Annotated in this window: 14 protein-coding genes and 1 pseudogene; 8 read left to right on the top strand and 7 right to left on the bottom strand. The window is 71.9% G+C overall.

The window, feature by feature from the left end:
• Nucleotides 1–295 precede the first annotated feature (295 nt).
• The 7 genes from BN1555_RS28800 to BN1555_RS28770 all read left to right on the top strand — a co-directional run bounded on the left by BN1555_RS28800 (nucleotide 296) and on the right by BN1555_RS28770 (nucleotide 7,694).
• Nucleotides 296–2,260: an ATP-binding cassette domain-containing protein gene (locus BN1555_RS28800; protein WP_255306218.1), complete on the top strand. Its 1,965-nt coding sequence runs from the start codon at nucleotides 296–298 to the stop codon at nucleotides 2,258–2,260.
• A gap of 204 nt (nucleotides 2,261–2,464) precedes the next feature.
• A complete protein-coding gene (locus BN1555_RS28795; protein WP_093802083.1) occupies nucleotides 2,465–3,346 on the top strand; it encodes a phosphotransferase in 882 nt (293 codons plus the stop codon).
• Nucleotides 3,343–3,816, top strand: a complete 474-nt coding sequence (locus BN1555_RS28790; protein ID WP_255306217.1) for an NUDIX domain-containing protein — start codon at nucleotides 3,343–3,345, stop codon at nucleotides 3,814–3,816. Before BN1555_RS28795 ends, BN1555_RS28790 begins: the two co-directional genes overlap by 4 nt.
• 55 nt (nucleotides 3,817–3,871) lie before the next feature.
• On the top strand, nucleotides 3,872–5,095 hold the full coding sequence (locus BN1555_RS28785) for an MFS transporter (RefSeq protein WP_255306216.1): 1,224 nt from the start codon (nucleotides 3,872–3,874) through the stop codon (nucleotides 5,093–5,095).
• Nucleotides 5,092–5,667 (top strand): class I SAM-dependent methyltransferase, encoded by a 576-nt coding sequence (locus BN1555_RS28780; protein WP_093802081.1) that lies wholly within the window; start codon nucleotides 5,092–5,094, stop codon nucleotides 5,665–5,667. Before BN1555_RS28785 ends, BN1555_RS28780 begins: the two co-directional genes overlap by 4 nt.
• 32 nt (nucleotides 5,668–5,699) lie before the next feature.
• Nucleotides 5,700–6,857: a bifunctional class I SAM-dependent methyltransferase/NUDIX hydrolase gene (locus BN1555_RS28775; protein WP_255306215.1), complete on the top strand. Its 1,158-nt coding sequence runs from the start codon at nucleotides 5,700–5,702 to the stop codon at nucleotides 6,855–6,857.
• 51 nt (nucleotides 6,858–6,908) lie between these two features.
• Nucleotides 6,909–7,694 (top strand): PIG-L deacetylase family protein, encoded by a 786-nt coding sequence (locus tag BN1555_RS28770; RefSeq protein ID WP_093802079.1) that lies wholly within the window; start codon nucleotides 6,909–6,911, stop codon nucleotides 7,692–7,694.
• Here BN1555_RS28770 and BN1555_RS28765 read toward each other — a convergent pair.
• From BN1555_RS28765 to BN1555_RS28735, 7 genes and pseudogenes are all read right to left on the bottom strand, one after another.
• Nucleotides 7,683–8,204, bottom strand: coding sequence for a GNAT family N-acetyltransferase (locus BN1555_RS28765; protein ID WP_093802078.1), 522 nt, complete (start codon nucleotides 8,202–8,204; stop codon nucleotides 7,683–7,685). The genes BN1555_RS28770 and BN1555_RS28765 overlap by 12 nt on opposite strands.
• The gene (locus tag BN1555_RS40690) at nucleotides 8,201–8,926 is read right to left on the bottom strand and encodes an NsdA family TPR-like regulatory protein (RefSeq protein WP_255306487.1); all 726 of its coding nucleotides are present in this window, start codon (nucleotides 8,924–8,926) and stop codon (nucleotides 8,201–8,203) included. The genes BN1555_RS28765 and BN1555_RS40690 overlap by 4 nt, the downstream gene beginning before the upstream one ends.
• Before the next feature lie 194 nt (nucleotides 8,927–9,120).
• Nucleotides 9,121–9,804, bottom strand: a pseudogene (locus BN1555_RS39160) (NAD-dependent epimerase/dehydratase family protein); the annotation flags it as partial.
• A gap of 31 nt (nucleotides 9,805–9,835) precedes the next feature.
• Nucleotides 9,836–11,224, bottom strand: a complete 1,389-nt coding sequence (locus tag BN1555_RS28755) for a hypothetical protein (protein ID WP_255306214.1) — start codon at nucleotides 11,222–11,224, stop codon at nucleotides 9,836–9,838.
• A gap of 14 nt (nucleotides 11,225–11,238) precedes the next feature.
• Nucleotides 11,239–11,985, bottom strand: a complete 747-nt coding sequence (locus tag BN1555_RS28750) for a hypothetical protein (RefSeq protein WP_255306213.1) — start codon at nucleotides 11,983–11,985, stop codon at nucleotides 11,239–11,241.
• 224 nt (nucleotides 11,986–12,209) lie between these two features.
• Nucleotides 12,210–14,126 carry an NAD-dependent epimerase/dehydratase family protein gene (locus BN1555_RS40685; RefSeq protein ID WP_255306212.1) on the bottom strand — a complete coding sequence of 639 codons (1,917 nt, stop codon included), beginning with the start codon at nucleotides 14,124–14,126 and terminating at the stop codon, nucleotides 12,210–12,212.
• Nucleotides 14,127–14,156: 30 nt separating this feature from the next.
• Nucleotides 14,157–15,131, bottom strand: coding sequence for a class I SAM-dependent methyltransferase (locus BN1555_RS28735; protein ID WP_093802076.1), 975 nt, complete (start codon nucleotides 15,129–15,131; stop codon nucleotides 14,157–14,159).
• A 231-nt stretch (nucleotides 15,132–15,362) separates the two neighbouring features.
• Here BN1555_RS28735 and BN1555_RS28730 point away from each other — a divergent pair, with 231 nt between their 5' ends.
• Nucleotides 15,363–16,649 carry an NsdA family TPR-like regulatory protein gene (locus BN1555_RS28730; protein WP_176710154.1) on the top strand — a complete coding sequence of 429 codons (1,287 nt, stop codon included), beginning with the start codon at nucleotides 15,363–15,365 and terminating at the stop codon, nucleotides 16,647–16,649.
• Nucleotides 16,650–16,661 lie beyond the last annotated feature (12 nt).

Here is a 16,661-nt window from a genome sequence, read left to right as displayed (position 1 = left end):
CGCTCGAAGGCGGCCACCAAGCACGTGCACAGTCAGCTCCACAGGGGTCGTGGCGTACCGGAAGCCCCGCACTCTACAAGTCCACCGGGCCCCATACGCACCAACGCGCCCTTTGGCGTACGGCGCCTGGGAACCTCGGCGATTCGGCCAACAGCCGTTGGTGGCAGTGCCGTTGCGGGAGTTGGGTCGGTGCAGCTTCCACGGTTCCTCGAACGCTCTATCCCGGGGCTTCGGGACCGTCTGAAAAACGTGTGTTCGATATCAGGGCTGCGTCGTTGAGCCTCACGAACCAGCCGTGACGACCGACAGGGGGATCGACTTGACCTCGGGCAGCACAGCCGCACAGCCGAGCACGGACGAAGCGGAGGGGACTCCACCGGACAGCGGGGGCACGGCGCAGGAGGAGGAGTTCCAGTACCGGGACGAGTCCCGGCTCCAGGCCGGCGCGCAGATGACGACGACCACGATGGCGCGGCGCCTGCCCGTGCTGGTTCGCCGGTCACTGCGGATGGCGTGGCAGGTGGACCGGGGCGCGACGGCCGGGCTGCTCGCGTGCCAGATCGGTACCGGCGTGCTGGCCGCGCTGGGTCTGTTCGCCGTCACCGGGACCCTCACCGCGCTGATCTCCTCCGGCGACATCACCGAACGGCTGCGGGAGGCGGCTCCGCAGCTGGCCGTCATTGCCGTGGCCGCCGGGCTGCGCGCCCTGCTGGGGGTCACGGTGACCTGGCTGACCGGGCGGCTGCGGCCGGTGCTCGCCCGGGCCGCGGAAGTCAGCATGGTCGAGGCGGCTCTCGGCGCGGAGGCCGCGGCGAACAACAAGCCGGGGTACAACGACCAGTACGACATCGCCGACCGCGGCGCGCAGGTCACCCCCGACCTCGTGGAGGAAGCCCAGGACGTGCTGGCCGCCACCGCGACCCTCGCCGCCGGCGCCACGGTCCTGACCGTGATTCACCCGGTTCTTTTGCCTCTGCTTCTCCTGGCGTGCCTGCCGCAGGCCGCCGCATACGTGCGTGCGGCCCGCGTGGTGTACCTCGCGGGCCTGGAGACGTCGGGGCGCCGGCGGATGCTGCACAAGCTGCGCTGGCACATGTCCTACATGGAGTCCAGCGAGGAGATGCGCGCCTGCCTGGCCGGCCCGTTTCTCCTGGGCCGTTACCGGCGCCTGGCCGCCTCCGTCAACGTCTCTGAGCGCGAGGCCGCGAACACCGGGGCCTGGATGGGCCTGGCCGGTGCGGCGGCCGGTGGAGTCGCCTCGGCGGCGGTCTGGGCGACCCTGCTGTGGCTGCTGGTCTCCGGCCGGATGGACCTGGCGGCCGGCGGCGGCGCGGTCTTCGCCCTGCAGACGGCAACCGGCTCCGTACGCGGCATCATCAACGGAGGCGCGAGGCTGGTGCGCACCGGCTGGTACGTGCAGGACTGGCAGAACTTCATCGACAACGCGCACGGGCAGGCGATGGTGGCCTCACGCGGCTCCGAGGTACTGTCGGCGCCTCCGGAGCGGTTCGAGGTCCGCGACGTCACCTACCGGTACGACGGCGCGGACAAGGACAGCCTGGCCGGGGTGTCGCTGAAGGTACGGCGCGGGGAGATCGTGGCACTGGTCGGGGAGAACGGGTCGGGGAAGACGACGCTGTCCCGGCTGATCTGCGGGCTGCTGCTGCCGACCTCCGGGGAAGTGGCCTGGGAGCACACGAGCACCGCGCGGCTGGATCCGTGGGAGGCGTGGAAGCACGTAGCGGTGGCACCGCAGCGGTTCACCTACCTGCCGCTGACCCTGCGCGACAACGTCACCCTGGGGCAGGGCGACACCAGTGACGCCGCGCTCATGGCGGCATGCGAAGCCTCCGGAGCCGCGGACATGCTGCCCGCCCTCCGTTCCGGCCTCGACACCCTCCTGACCAGCGAATGGTTCGGCGGCCACCAACTGTCCGGCGGACAGTGGCAACGCGTCATCCTGACCAGGGCATTTCACCGCAAGGCCAGCCTGCTGGTGATGGATGAGCCCACGGCCGCCCTCGACGCCCGGGCAGAGCACCATGTCTTCACCGGCCTGCGGGACCTGGCCAAGAACAGGGCCATCCTCCTGATCACGCACCGGCTCGCCAACGTTGCCGTGGCCGACCGGATCGTCGTCCTCGACCAAGGCCGCCTGGTCCAAGAGGGCACGTACGCGCAGCTCACCCGCGAGCCCGGGCTCTTTCGGACCTTGTGGGAACTGGAGCAGCGCACCGGCGGTGCGCCCGGTCCCACCTGAGCCCTCAACGCAGTTCCGAGCCGGCCCCGGCCGTCCGGCAACGGCCGGGGCCCCTCGATCCGCCGACCTGTCCGGCTGATCCGGCCCCCGAAGACCCACGCGACCGACACCTCCGGGAGGAACCGTGTTCCCCGACCGCACCGAACCTGATGGCGGTGGGCCCTGCCGCTCCACCGTCCCGCGCCCGGGCACGAGGTCTGCCGGATGAGCCCGATCAAGCCGCTGCCTGCGGCCCTGAAGCGCTGGGCGGAACGACGGATCGGCCCCGTCGTGTCCGTCTGCGACGCCTCGCACGACTGGGACCGCTCCCGGGTGTGGGACCTGGAGGGCGAACGCCAGGTGCACCACTACCTGAAGGTCTCACCCTCGGTGAAGTTCTTCACCCGCGAGAGCCGGGCCTACCGCCACGTCATCCCCGCCCTCGGACACCGGGCACCCCACCTCATCGACAGCCGCGCCCAGGACCTGGCCCTGCTGCTCACCGCGGTCCCAGGCGCCCCGGTCAAGGAACTCGGTTTGGACGCCACCCAGTGGCGGACCGTGCACCAACAGGCCGGAGCGCTCTGCGCCCGGCTCCACGAGGCCGGGCCACTCGACCGCAACGACCGGGGGGAGGCCGAAGCCTCCCTGGCCGCCGCCGCTGACGGAGCGGAGAAGTACCTGGCTCGCGCCGGGGACCGTCTCAACCAGGACGAGCAGCAGCTGATCCGGGACCACGCTGCCCGTCTTCGCCGCGTCGGCCCGGTGCCCGTCGGATATGTCCATGGCGACAACCAGCCGAGGAACTGGCTGTGGTCCCGCCACGGGCTCGCCCTCATCGACTTCGAACGGTGCCGACCGGCCGGCCGTATCCAGGACTTCGTCATCCTCGCCACCACCCAGTGGGCCGACCATCCGGACCGCGAAAAGGCCTTCCTCCAGTCCTACGGGAGGGAGCTGACGGACGCCGAGCGGCACGCGCTGCGCTGCCTGAGCGCGCTGGACGCGGTCAACTGCCTGGCCTGGGGCCCGGACAACGGCGACGCCGAGGTCACCACCCGGGGCCTGCGGACCTTGGACCGGCTCATGAGGGAGGACCAGCCGTGAGCGCCGCCCACCGGAGTATCGGGAACGTCATGGTCCTGCTCCAGCGTCCCGCCGACGGCCAGATCCTGACCGTCCGGCACCAGGCGACGTCCTGGCACTCCCCCCGGATGCTTACAGTCGTCGGAGGACGCCTTGAGGACGGCGAGTTCCTCGACGAGGGAGCGGCGCGCGAGCTCGCCGAGGAAGTCGGCATCCACATCAGCCCGGACCGCCTGCGTTTGTGCCAGCTGCTCCACTTCCACGCGGCGGACGGTGAGCGGGTGATCGGCGCCGCCTTCACGGTGCGGGAGTGGGAGGGCACCCCGTACAACCGCGAGCCGGGCACGCACACCGAGCTGGTGTGGGTCGACCCGGCCGCCCCGCCGCCCGACTGCCACCCCTTCACCCACGCGGTCCTCACCCACTTCGCCACCGGCCGACTCTACGCCAACGTGATCGCCCCGGAACTGCTGGGCGGTGAGGCCGGATGACGACCTCCACCCACACGGCAAGCCCGCAACGGTCACCTCTCCGGATCTTCGCCGCTTGGTCGCCAGCGAATGCGCGAGCCTGTCCGGATCCGCGGTCAGCACCGTCGCCCTCCCCACCCTGGCCGTACTGGAACTCCACGCCTCCACCACCCAGATCGCCACGCTCGCCTTCCTCGGCCAACTGCCGAACGCCGTCGTGGCGCTCCCGGCCGGCGCGCTCTCGGACCGCCACGCCAAGCGCCCCCAGATGATCACCGCGGACCTCACCGCCGCCGCGGCCCTCTCCACCATCCCGGCCGCCGCCTTCGCCGGGGTGCTCGGCATCGGCCAGCTGTACGCGGTCGCCGTCATCCTGGGCATCACCAAGATCGTGCACGGCGCGGCCGCCATCAGCTACCTGCCCGTCCTCGTCGAACCTCACCTGCTGCAGGGCGCGAACTCGAGGCTCGGCGCGGCCTCATCCGTGGCCGACAGTGCGGGCAGCAACGCGGGCGCCGCGCTGGTCGGCGCCGTCGGCACCGCCCGCTCGCTCCTCGCCGACGTCCTCTCCTACCTCATCTCCGCGCTGCTCGTGTGGCGCATCCGCACCCCCGAGCCGGTCGCTGCGCCGGCCGAAGGCCGCCGCAGCCTCGTGCGGGACATCTGGGAAGGCCTGCGCTACGTAGCAGGCCAGCCCATGATCCGCACGGTGATCGGCGCCCTGTCCACGCTCAGCTTCGGCCTGGCGATCATGAACACGTACTGGGCGTACCACCTTTTCGTGGGCCTGCACGTATCCCCGACGGCGTTCGGCGTGATCATGGGCATCGGCGGTGCGGGCAGCCTGGCCGGGGCGCTCCTCGCCCCGCGCATCGCCTCCCGGATCGGCCTCGGGCCGACGATCATCATCGGATTCGCGGTCAGCCCGCTGGCCCAAGTCCCTCTCCTTCTCGCCGGACCCGGGTTGCGCTGGCAGATCGCGCTCGCCGGGACGCTGGCCGTCCAGCTGTTCTGGGCCACAGCCTCCGGGGCGAGCCAGAGGCCCCTCAGGCAGATCCTGTGCGAGCCCCGCATGCAGGCCGCGAGCACGACGGTGACCGCCGGAGCCCGGCCCCTGGCCGCCGCGGCCGCCGGCGCCCTGGTCCTCTGCCTCGGCGTCCGCAGCACCCTCGCCATCGGCGCGGCCCTCCAGATCGTCCCCGTGATCCTCCTGCTCTTCTCCCCCGTCCGCGCCCTGCGGGACATGCCCGTCCCGCCCTCGCGCACCGCCGTCCCACGCGCCCGTGAAGGAGCCGCATGACGACCTCGACCGCCGCGTACTGGGAACCGCTCTGGGCAGGTGGCCGCCGGTACCGGCAGCTCGACGGCCCCGAGAGTCGGCTGATGGACGAATGCCTCGGTCCCGGGCGTGGACGCCCGGCCCTCGAAATCGGCTGTGGCGACGGCACCCTGGCCCGCCACCTTCACCACGAGCTCGGATACCGCACCACCGGCATCGACATCTCTCCCAGTGCCGTCGCACTCGCCGCCGCCTACGACGAAGGCCTCGCCCCCGGTCCGGCGTGGCGGTGCGCCGACATCACCACCAGCGACCTCACGGGCCTGCCGGAGCCCGCGTACGCCGTCATCACCTGTCGCCTGGTCTACCGGTGGATGGACGATAAGGCGGCCTTCCTCGACCGCGTCCGCCGCCTCCTCGTCCCTGGCGGGACGTTCTGGGTGGTCACCGAGATCGCTGGGCGCCGCGAGGACACCGACCCCCTCCAAGGTCTCGGGATCAGCCCCGCCGAGACCGAAACCCTCACCTCCGGCTGGTCCGCCGTCCACACCGCCGACCTCGACGTGCTCCGCTGCTACGCCCTGCACCCCTGACCCCCACTCACCCCTTGCTGATGGAGGACTCGGTGACCACCGAGAAGGACACCCTTGAAATCTGGAACACCTACGGCACCCACCAGTTCACCAGAGGACTGCAGCTTCCCGAGCTGGACCAGTGGGACTGGGGAGTTCCGGAGGTCGGCCCCGGCATCAACGCCCTCGGCGAGGTAGCGGGGCTACGCGTCCTCGACCTCGGCAGCGGCCTCGGCCGGCACGCCGCGAACCTGGCCACCCTGGGCGCCAAGGTCACCGCCGTCGACGCCTCACCCACCCAGCACCAGCGCGCTCTCACCCGCTACCCAGACCACCCCGGCCTGCACCTGGTGTGCGCCGACGCGGTAGACCACCTGCGCGCCGCCGACCCGTACGACCTGATCTACTCCGTCGGCTCCGTGCCGTACCTGGACCCCAACCGGCTGCTGCCCGCCCTGGCCAACGGCCTCAAACCGGGCGGACGCCTCATCTTCTCCGCGCTGCACACCAACTCCGACGGCGCCGGGCCCTCGAACGAAGTGACCCCCCGCCCCGAGAACCTGCGACTGCCCGGCACAACCCAGGACCACCCTGTCAACATGTGGGTCCTCAGCGTGCAGCTGTGGGAAGACCTCCTGGTCCAACACGGCCTCACCCTGGAAGCGGTCACAGCGGTCGACTCCCCGACGACGGACAACGCAGTCTCCTACCGGCTGTACACGGCGCGCCGTCCGGAGCGCGTGCCGAGCCGCCCCCGCACCAACGCACCTCCCCCGCCGAACACGGCCCTCGGGGTGGGTGTGATCGTGCACGGCCCGGACGGCGTCCTGCTCGGCCGACACCGGCGCCGCACCTGGGAGCTCGCCGGCGGGACCGTCGAACCCGACGAGACCTTCGCCGAGGCCGCCGTCCGCGAGCTCCACGAGGAGGCCGGCCTCGTGGCTCGGCCCGACGACGTACAGGTGCTGGGCACACTCCTGGACCGGGTGGGCGACGTCGTACGGCTGACGGTGCCCATCCTGATCACCCGCTGGTCCGGCACTCCCCAGCAACGAGAGGAAGCCATCGGATCCTGGCGGTTCTGGCGCCTCGACGCGTTGCCCCAGCCGCTGTTCGTGCCCAGCGCCCAGTGCCTGACCGCCTGGAACCCCGCCCTCCCGCTCGATCACCCCCGCGCCCACTTCCAGCCGTACGCCTCCCCCGGCAGGTAGGCCGGCACCGACCACCTCCCGCGACCGCGTTCAAGAGAAAGGGTCTTACCCGTGCCTCCGTCCTCTTCTGCATCCCGGACTTCCCTGCTGGGCGTCTTCGGTCATCCGGACGACGAGTCCCTCCTGGCCAGCGGCGTCCTCGCGCAGCACGCCGCCGCGGGAGCCGCGACGGCCGTGGTCACCGCTACCTGGGCGCCCGACAGCCACCGGGCCGGTGAACTCGCCGACGCTCTGGACATCCTGGGAGCGGGCAGGCCGCGAATGCTGGGATTCGCCGATGCCCGCATCCCCGACTCCGCGCCCAACAGGCCCCGGCTCTGCGACGCTCCGCTGGAGGAGGTGGCGGGGCTGATCGTCGAACACATCCGTGCCGTACGGCCACAGGTCGTCGTCACCCACGACGCCTACGGCCAGCTGACCGGTCACCCGGACCACCTCCGCACCCACCAGGTGACCCTGCTGGCGTTTCACGCCGCGGGCCTGGAACACCTCTACCCGCAGGCCGGGGCGCCGTGGCAGCCTGATGCGTTGTACGCCGCGACACACCCGGATTCAGGGGTGGGCGAACTGGGTGTGCTGTTGACGCGGGTCGGCAAGAAGGTGCTCAGCGTGCCGGACGAGCACGTCACCGAGACGGTCGACGTAAGCGACTGCACGGACCGGAAGATGACCGCGATCTTGGCACACCGCAGCGAAGCAGCGAGGGAGCGGCCCCTTCCCGGAATCCTCTCCCGACTTCCCGCAGCGGAGCGCCAGTCGATCATCGCGACAGAGCACTTCACCCTCCTTGGCAGGAAGCCGGCGCCGGGCGGGGCGGTCCCCCGGCTATCGCGGTGAACTGCTGCTGAGGGGCTTGGTCAGGGCCCGGTTGACTCGGGGGTCGCGTCCGACCACGTAGGAGGGGCAGGGCAGGTAACCGGCCCGTTGGTAGAGAGCAAGGGCGGCGGTGTTGCGCCGTCCGGTCTCCAGCATGATCCGCGTGGCCCCGCGGCTGACTGCATGCCGTTCGAGACGTTGGAGGAGGTACCGGCCGATTCCGTGGCCACGGGCGTCACCGGAGACGTACATGCGTTTGATCTCCGCGGTGTGCTCGTCGAGAAGGCGTACGCCTCCGCACCCGATCGCCTCGCCGCCGACGTGGGCGACGAGGAACAGGCCGGCGGGCGGGTCGAAGTCCGCCTCGGGGGTGGCGTCCGGGTCATCGGCGAAGCCGTACAACGTGTGCTGTTCGGCGCGGAGGGCCTGGGTCAGGCGGCGGGCGTCCGGGTGATCGTAGGGCGCGGCGGTCACGGAAGGCGTCAGGCGTATCGCGGCCGGGGCGTCGGAGGCGGTGGGCACGGAGGTCATGAAGCCGATAGTGCCCTGTCGACGGCGGTGAGCGCACGGGCGGCGTCCGGGGCGCGCATACGGGCGCCTGCTGAACGACGGATCCGGCGCAGGAGGTTGCGGCAGCGGATGGACTGCACGTCGGGTACCCGGTCGGCGAGTTGCAGAAGGGTCGCTGCGGTGGCTTCAGGGTCGCGGGCGAGGAGGTGGGCGTGCGCGAGGTGGATGCCGTGCAGGAGGGCGGAGCGGGGGAACCCGCTGGTGGGGCCGTGGTCGGTGAGGGGAGACAGAAGCGTGGTCGCCTCAGCGAGCAGCCGCCTGGTGTGGGCGGGGTTGGTGGCGGCGAGTTCGACGAGGGCATGGCCAGCCTCGGCGGAGACCTGTTCGGGGGTGAAGTAGTACAGGGAAGGAGGGTCGTCGTCGCGACGGTGTTCCAGGAGGTTCCGGCAGCGGTCGGTGGCATCCCGGAAGGCGCTGATGTCGCCGGCTGCGGCGTGGGCGGTGGCCATGCGGCCCCAGGCGCGAGCGCGGGCGAGAGGGCTACTGCGGGCGGTGTGCTCAACGGCGGCTTCCGCGTAGCGCAGGGCGGCGGCGAGCTGGTCGCGGTCCAGGGGCGCGGCGGCGGGGTCGATGAGGATGGCGTAGAGGAACCAGCCGTGCTCAACGCCGGCCACGACAGCGGGTGTTGCCAGGCCCGGCAGGTGGGCGAAGGCGCTGGTGTAGGCGGCGGCGACCTCGCGCACGCCGTGGGCCAGGGGGTGGGGCAGGCGCCGGGGAAGGCGGCGGCCAGGCGGGCGAAGCTGGTGCGGTAGTCCCGGGCGTCCGCTTCGTCGCGCTCGGGCCCGGCGTCGATGCGGGTTCCAGGGACGGCCTGCTCCACGACGGCGGCGATCTGGGCGATGGTGTAGTTCTCCTCCTCGGCGCCCACGTTGAAGATCCGGTGGCCGGCCGGGGTGGCGAGGACCTTGGCGAGGACGTCGGCGACATCCGCGACGTGGACGAGGGGGCGGCGCTGACCGCCGCCGTTGAGCGGGATGTGCCCGGTGGCGACGGCCTGGGCGGTCATGCGGTTGGCGACGGAGTCCAGGCGCTGGCGCGGGGAGCGTCCGTGCACGGTGGCCAGCCGCAGCACGCTCAGTGCCCGGTCCTCCAGCAGGCCGGTCAGGGTGCGTTCGGCCAGGACCTTGGTGCGGGCGTAGATGCCGAGCGGGTTGGGGGCGGTGTCCTCGTCGACGGTGCCGGCGTGGCGGCCGTAGACGCTGCAGGAGGAGAAGAAGACGTAGTGCTCGACGCCGGCCGCTCGGGCCGCCTCGGCGGCCAGGACGGGCGAGGCGTAGTTGAGCTCGACGGCTAGGACTTCGTCGAGGGCGCAGGCGGGCTCGCCGACCAGCCCGCCGAGGTGGACGACGGCGTCGGCGCCGGTGGCCGCCCGGCGCAACGCGTCCGCATCCCGCAGATCGGCGTTCACGAAGGTGCTCGTCGGCGGCAGGAGACGGGCAGGGTCGTCGCCGCGGCTGTAGATCAGGCCGTCGACGACGGTGACGTGGTGGCCCAGTTCGGTCAGGTGACGGGCGGCGACGGTGCCCAGGTAACCGGCGCCGCCGAGCAGGACGATACGCATCAGGTGCTCCTCGTGGATGGGAAGGGGGTGGTCAGGCGGCGGAGGTCGCGCCGACCAGAGCCGGGCGCGTGGACGGGCCAGCCGGGGGCGCGGGCGGGCCGGGGAAGGCCGCGCGGCCCAGGGCGGTGCCGCGCAGGTCGGCCAGGCGCGGGACGGGCAGGAGGTTGAGCTGTTCGGTGGGGTGCAGCAGCCCGCGTTCGCAGGTCTCGGCCACCCACGCGGTGCACGAGGCTCGGGGGAAGGCGAGGTTGAGGCCGAGCTCACCCTTGGGCAGCACTCCGTTGAAGGGAACGGCGATGTTCTGGCTGTTCCAGTACGCGTACACGGAGGTCGCCTTGGCTTGCTCGAACACCGGGAAGAGCGCTGGGTAGCGGGGCAGGGCCCGCATCTCGCGGAAGACGAGCTGTCCGGCCAGGTGCGGCGCCATGGTGGCCAGGGTGTCGAAGTCGGTGCCCGCGTGCCGGAAGGACACCGCGCCCGCGTCGCGGTCGGGGCCGAGTGCGGCGCAGGCGAACAGGTGCGGCAGGCGCCGGCGTACGTAGGCGTCGGCGCCCAGGGCGAGCGCGGGGTCGATCCGGTCGATCAGCTCGGTGAGCTGGGTGCGGTCGGGGTTGAACAGGGCGAGGTCGAACAGGCGGCCCATCGTCTTGACAGCGGAGAACGCGACCTCCTTGTAGAGGCGGTTGTTCATCTCTCCGGCGAACGCGTACGTCTTGGTCTCGGGACTGCTGGAGTGCAACAGGAGGTACTCGGACAGGACCTCGAAGTACAGGTAGCCCAAGAACGGCATGTGCGGGACGGTCGCGGCCAGCTGGTGGAAGAACGCGGTCGTGGAGGCGGTGCGCTCGCCGCGGGCGTCGGCGAGCAGCAGGTCCAGGAAGCCGGAAGCCTCACGGAGCCTTCCTACGGCGCTCTGCCGGAGGTGGTCGTCCTCGCCCGCGGTCAGGAATCCGCAGTGGGTCAGGTAGGTGTCCAGGTGGATGCCGCCGAGGTGGAGGTAGTTCAAGCCCTTGGGCGGCGCGGGTGTTTCGGGGCGGACCTCGAAGACGAGGGTCTTGGTGTCGGCTTTGGTCTGCAGCAGGTAGGTGCCGAGGTTGTGCGGGCGCAGTCCGTCGGGGGTGGCGGTGAGCGGGGCGCAGTACAGGGCGCCGACCAGGCAGCCGCCGGAGCCGTGGAGCTCGCCCGAGGCGCGGATGGCGTCCAGGTAGGGCGTGGTGTGCATCAGGTGGACGGGCCCGCCGCTGGTGAGGGAGGCGAGCATCTGGTTGGTGTCGGGGTGCAGCAGGTGTCCGTTCGGGGCGCCGCGGTGGATGGCGAGCCAGTCGTCGGTGCTCTCGGCGAGCCCGCGGGGGCCGGGGAGTGCGGTGTCGGCGGCGTAGTCGGTGTGGACGGGGTCCCAGGCGGCGTACACGAGGGTCATCCCCCCTCTCTCTTCTATCGGGTCAGGGCAGTCAGGGCGTCGGTGAGCGCGTCGCGGTGTCCGGCGCCGTGGAAGCGGGCTTGCTCGCTGTGGACGACCAGGCCGTGTGCGAGAGGCGGTAGCCAGTCGGGGACCGCCATGCGCAGGTGGGTGAGGTTGGGCCACCAGCGCTCCAGCGGTAGGCGGTAGCGGTCCAGGCAGTCGGCGGCCTTGAGCAGGTCGGTCAGGTGCGGGGCTCGCTGGTAGGCGGTGTGCTGGGCGGGGGTGAAGGCGTCGTAGGGCAGGTTGTGCACGGCGATCGCCGAGGCCGCCTCTTCGCGCAGGGCTGGGGGGACGTCCTGTCCCAGGGCGGGAAGGACGTGCTCGGCATGCTCGGTGAACCAGTCGGCCGCGCGCCGGCCGTGCTCGGGGTCGGCGCGGTCGTCGTGGCGGCGGCAGTCGTGGAGGGCGGCCGCGGTGCACAGCGCGGCGGTGTGCGGCCCGTCGAGCTTGTGGGCGCGCGCGAGGAGGAAGGCGAGGACACTGGTGCGGGCCCCGTGGCTGATGCCGTGCAGGCCCTCGGCCTGCACGGGGCTGGTGAACCACGCCGGGTCGGGGGTCAGCACGGGGATGTCGTCCGCCGCGAGGCGGGGGGTGTCGGCGGCGGGCGGGGGCGGGTTGCCGGCGATCCAGTCGAGGGTGGCGGCGTCCATCCTCGGGTGCTCCGGCAGCGTTCGGGCGGCGGCCAACTCGCGCAGAGAGCGCTCAGGCTGAACAGGCACAGGGTCTCTCCCCTCCGAGGGTGGGCGGTCAGGTGAGGGCGGGCTCGCGGGCGGTCACTGCGGTGGCCTGTCCGGAGCCCGCCGCCGTCAGCAGCGCCTCGGTCGCCGCCACGGCGTGCGCGCCTTCGGCCAGGGTCACCAGGCCGCGGGGCCGGCCCCGAGGAGGGCGTCGCGCATCAGCCGGTGCTCGACGGTGAAGGGGGGCTCCTGCGCGGGCAGCGTGATCAGCCGTGCCTCGCCCCCCTGGACGCCGGGGAAGGACCCCGCTGGGGCGGGGAGGCGGTGTTGGGGTGGTGGGTGAGGGTGCCCGCGACGGTGTTGGCGGTCAGGACCCCCGCCGCGGTGTGGACCTGGACCTGGCGGTGCTTGAACGGGGTGATCCAGTCGGCGTGGTGGTGGGCAAGGACCCCGCCGCGCAGGAGCGTGGTGGCGGTGGCCGTGTCCTCGTACGGGCCGGCCAGCGTGCGGGTGGCGGCGGTGACCGACTCGATGGGCTGTCCGGCGAGCCAGGAGACCAGGTCGACGTCGTGGACCAGCAGGTCCAGGGCGACGCCGACGTCCAGGATGCGGCCGGAGTAGGGGCCCTGGCGTCGGGTCTCCATCTGCCACAGTTCGCCGAAGTCCCCGCCGTGAAGGAGCCGGGCGAGTTCGGTCAGCGGCGCCTGGTGGCGTTCGGTGTGCCCGACGGCGGCGAAGGTCCCGGTGCGGGCGAAGGCGTCGTGGATGCGGCGGGCCGCCGCGCCGGTGGGCGCCAGCGGCTTCTCGATCAGCGCGGGTACGCCGGCCGCAGCGAGGGCCAGGGCGTAGTGCTCGTGGGTCGCGCTCGGAGTGGCGATGACGCAGTAGTCCAGCTCCAGGCGCAGCATCTCCTCCACGTCGCTGTACAGGGGGATGTCGGGGAAGGCGGTGTGCTTGGCGGGGTCGAGGTCGCTGACGGCGACCAGGTCGACGCCGGGCAAGGCGGCCATGGTGCGGGCGTGGACGGTGCCCGCCCAGCCCAGGCCCACCACACCGGTACGCAGCTTCGTCACGGGGCTCTCTCCTTCGGAACGGGGGCGGCGGGTCACCGGGGGGGCGGGGGCGCTCCAGGCGGCGATGCGGCTGGTGCTGGTCTCGGCGCGCATCCAGTCGGGGATCGCGTTGGGGGTCGTGCGCACCCAGTCGACGTAGCCGGCGATGCCGTCCGCGACGCCGGTGGCCGGCTGCCAGTCCAGGACAGTGCGCATGCGGGTGGTGTCGGCGCAGGCGCCGAGCGGGTCCTGGGCGACGCGGGGGGCATCGACGATCCGGGCGCCGGGGATGTGACGGGCCACGTGCTCGGCGACCTGGCGGACGGAAGTCTGGATGCCGGTGCCGAGGTTGAGGGTCTGCCCGGATGCCGCGGGCGCGGTGAGGCAGAGCCGCAGGGCTTCGGCGACGTCGTCGCGGTGGATGAAGTCGCGGACCTGCCGGCCGCCGTTGTTGAGCAGCAGCTGCTGGTCCAGGGCCGCGTACATGGTGAACTGCGCCACCACCCACGACGCGGCGCCCTGCTTGGGGACCTGTCCGGGCCCGTAGACGCTGAACGGGCGCAGGATCGTGTAGTCCCGTCCGGCGAGGTCCAGGATCTGCCGCGTGTGCCCCTCGGCCCACAGCTTGGAGTTGGCGTAGATGTTCAGCGGGTCCAGCGGCTGGTCCTCGGTGAAGTAGCCGGCCCGCTCGCCGCGGGGTGCGTGCGGGGCGCCGTGGCCGTAGACCTGGGCGGTGGACAGCAGGACGAAGCGGCGGACGTGGGGGGCGGCGGCCACGGCCCGCAGCACGGTGTCGGTGCCCGCGAGGTTGGAGCGGAAGGCCTTGTCCGGGTCGGTGGTGCAGCCGTGGACGGAGGAGTGGGCGGCGGCGTGGACGACGTAGTCGGCGTCGGCGACCATGCGGCGCACCAGTTGCTCGTCGTTGATGTCGCCGATGGTCAGGGTCGGGTCGGTGGGGCCGGTGCCCAGCAAGGTCAGGGTCGTGGGCCCGTAGGCGCTCAGGTCGTCCAGCAGGGCCGGGCGTGCGCCGGCGCGGGTCAGGGTGGCGCGCAGCGCGGCGCCGATGAACCCGGCGCCGCCGGTGATCAGAACGCGGGCGCCGGTCAGGTCGTTGTGCAGCGGGGCAGGCACAGAGGTCTCCCGGGTGGAGGTGAGGAGGGGTCAGGAGCAGATGAAGTGGCCGGTGTACTTGGTCAGGGCGAAGTAGCCGGTGGTCTCGATGGCGGCCTGGACGTGGGCGTGCACGCGCTCCTCGAGCTCGGTGAAGAACGCCGACGGCAGCCTGTCGCCCGGCTTGGAGCCGGCGCAGCAGTGGTTGCAGCTGCGGTAGAAGGCCATGAAGTGCTCGGCCTTGCCGAACTGCAGCTGGTCATGCCAGTCCACGCGTTCGACGGACGCGAAGTGCGGGGCGAGCTGCTCGGCGCCGTTGCTCAGGGAGATCCGGGCCTTGGGGGTGGCGCGGAACAGCCTCTGGGGGGCGTTCATCTCGCGCAGCGCGGCGAAGTGGGTGTTCCACATCTCGACCATGGAGTCCGTGCGGTCGGTGGCGAGCACGAACCGGCCCCCGGGGCGCAGGACCCGGCGTACCTCGGCGAAGCAGGCGTCCAGGTCGGTGACGTAGTGCGCCATGTAGACGGCCATGATCCGGTCGAAGCTGTCGGTGGCGAAGGCGCTCAGGTCGTCCGCGCTGCCCTCGACGAACTCGCACGGGGTGGCTACTCCGTCCAGCCGCTGCCGGGCTGCCTCCAGGGCGGCGGGAGCGATGTCGAAGGCGGTGAGGTGGCCGGCGGCCAGGTAGGGGCGGATCCGGGCCAGGATCTCGCCGTTGCCGCAGCCCAGGTCCAGCAGTTCCTCGGTGCTGCGCAGGTCCAGGGCTCTGATCAAGTGGTCGTGCAGGGCCAGCGGGTTGGTGCGGAACCGGTCGTGGGCCAGCTGCTTGGCGTCCAGCTTGCTGGTGTCGGTGAAGTAGCTGTCGCGGGCGTCCTCAGCTCGCAGCTCGAAGTGCTGCTCGGGAATGACCTCCAGGGCCAGAGCCTCCAGCTCTGGGGTGCTGAAGTCCAAGGGCGTCTCGGTGAACGACAAGGCGGTGCTCCGTTCGTGGCCGTCCGGGGCGTCGGTGCCCGGTGGCAGATCCACTGCCGCAACCTCGGGCTGAACTCACCCTCGCTGCCGCCCGGCCACGGGCGGAAGACACTCCGGTGGTGCCGTTGGGGTGCGTCAAGGAGCACCATCGGAGCACCGCCCGATGCTCTTCCACCCCGGGTGCCGAACCGCTAGCGTCGCCCGGATATCCGCCCGTGCGGGGCCCTTGCAGGAGGAACAGTGGGGAAGATCCACCGGTTAGTCATCGCACGTCAGGCCCGGAACATGAACCGGCCTGATCTCGCCCGCGAACTGCGCAGACTGAGCGCCGAGCGTAAACGCCCTCTGGGAACCGCACCGTCCGGAGTCCTACGCTGGGAGGACGGCCGCGAACCCGAGTTGGAGACACAGAAGCTGCTGGCCGAGCTGTTCGACATCGACCCGCACCTCGTCGACACCCATCCCTGGTCCCTGTGGCTCGAGTTCGACCCGCTTCAGCAGTACAGCGACTTCCCGTGGACCCCCCAAGGCGCGCTGGACGCGCTCAGAGACTCAGTCGGGAGTGACATGCATCGCCGGTCCTTCATCTTCGGCTCGTCGGCCCTGACCGCGGGCCTGTTCTCCTGGCTCACCGCTGACCCGGCGGCCGCGGGCGAGATCACCAGCGGCCGGCGCATCGGCGAGGCCGCCGTCACCCACATCGAGCGCAAGGTCCGTGCGCTGCGCCGCACCGACGACGAGGACGGCGGCGGCACCCTGATCCGCGAGACCGCAGCGGCCAACGACATGGTCGCTGACCTTCTGGCCCACCGCAGCTACTCCCTCGACCACGGCCGCCGCCTCTACGCCGCGGCGGCCGACCTGGAACGGATGCGCGCCTGGGCCATCTTCGACGTTCATGGCACCTGCGACGACCGGATCTTCAAGTCCGCTCTGCACTCCGCGCACAGCGCCGACGGCCAGGCCCTGGGCGCCCACATCCTCACCTTCTGGGCCGCCGCCGCCTACAACTGCGACCGGCCCGCGGAGGCCGAGTCGATCGCCAGCGCGGCCCTAAGCGCCGTACGCGGCAAGGCCTCACCCCGGGTGCAAGCACTGGTCCACGCTCGCCGCGCCCGCGCCCGCTCCCATCTCGGTGACGAGCGCTGCTGGTCCGATCTCGACCAAGCCGAGCGCCACCTTCACCGCGCGGAGCAGAGCCCGGACGAGCGGGAGCCTGAGTGGGCGTACTGGATGAACCTCGCCGAGTTCCAGGGCTCGCGGGCCTCCACCCAGCTGGCCATGGGGCGCCCGGGCGACGCCGAAGCCACCTTCGCGGCCGCCGCCCGCGCCTTCGACGGCGGCGCGGTACGCACCCACGCCCTCTACCTGACCCGCATGGCCGGCGCGCAGTGGCTCCAAGGCCACCACGAACAGGCGTGCGGCACCGCGCACCAGGCCCTGGACCTCACCGACCAGATCAGCTCGCAGCGCACCGTCGGCCCCCTCCAGGATCTCCTCGCCACCATGGCCTCGCACAAGACCATGCCGGCCGTACGGGACCTTCGCGAACGGATCGCCGCTGTCGGCTGATGATCCCGACGG

This window comes from Streptomyces sp. Wb2n-11, assembly GCF_001049855.1.
Classification (GTDB): Bacteria; Actinomycetota; Actinomycetes; order Streptomycetales; family Streptomycetaceae; genus Streptomyces; species Streptomyces altiplanensis.
The sequence above is the reverse complement of the archived record's forward strand: the minus strand, read 5'-3'. Positions and strand labels throughout refer to the sequence as shown.

Bases quoted from the DNA above. Each gene is read 5' to 3' on its own strand.
- BN1555_RS28795 (WP_093802083.1), top strand. From the start codon at position 2,465: ATGAGCCCGATCAAGCCGCTGCCTGCGGCCCTGAAGCGCTGGGCGGAA.
- BN1555_RS28780 (WP_093802081.1), top strand. From the start codon at position 5,092: ATGACGACCTCGACCGCCGCGTACTGGGAACCGCTCTGGGCAGGTGGC.
- BN1555_RS28765 (WP_093802078.1), bottom strand. From the start codon at position 8,204: ATGACCTCCGTGCCCACCGCCTCCGACGCCCCGGCCGCGATACGCCTG.
- BN1555_RS28755 (WP_255306214.1), bottom strand. From the start codon at position 11,224: ATGACCCTCGTGTACGCCGCCTGGGACCCCGTCCACACCGACTACGCC.
- BN1555_RS28730 (WP_176710154.1), top strand. From the start codon at position 15,363: ATGAACCGGCCTGATCTCGCCCGCGAACTGCGCAGACTGAGCGCCGAG.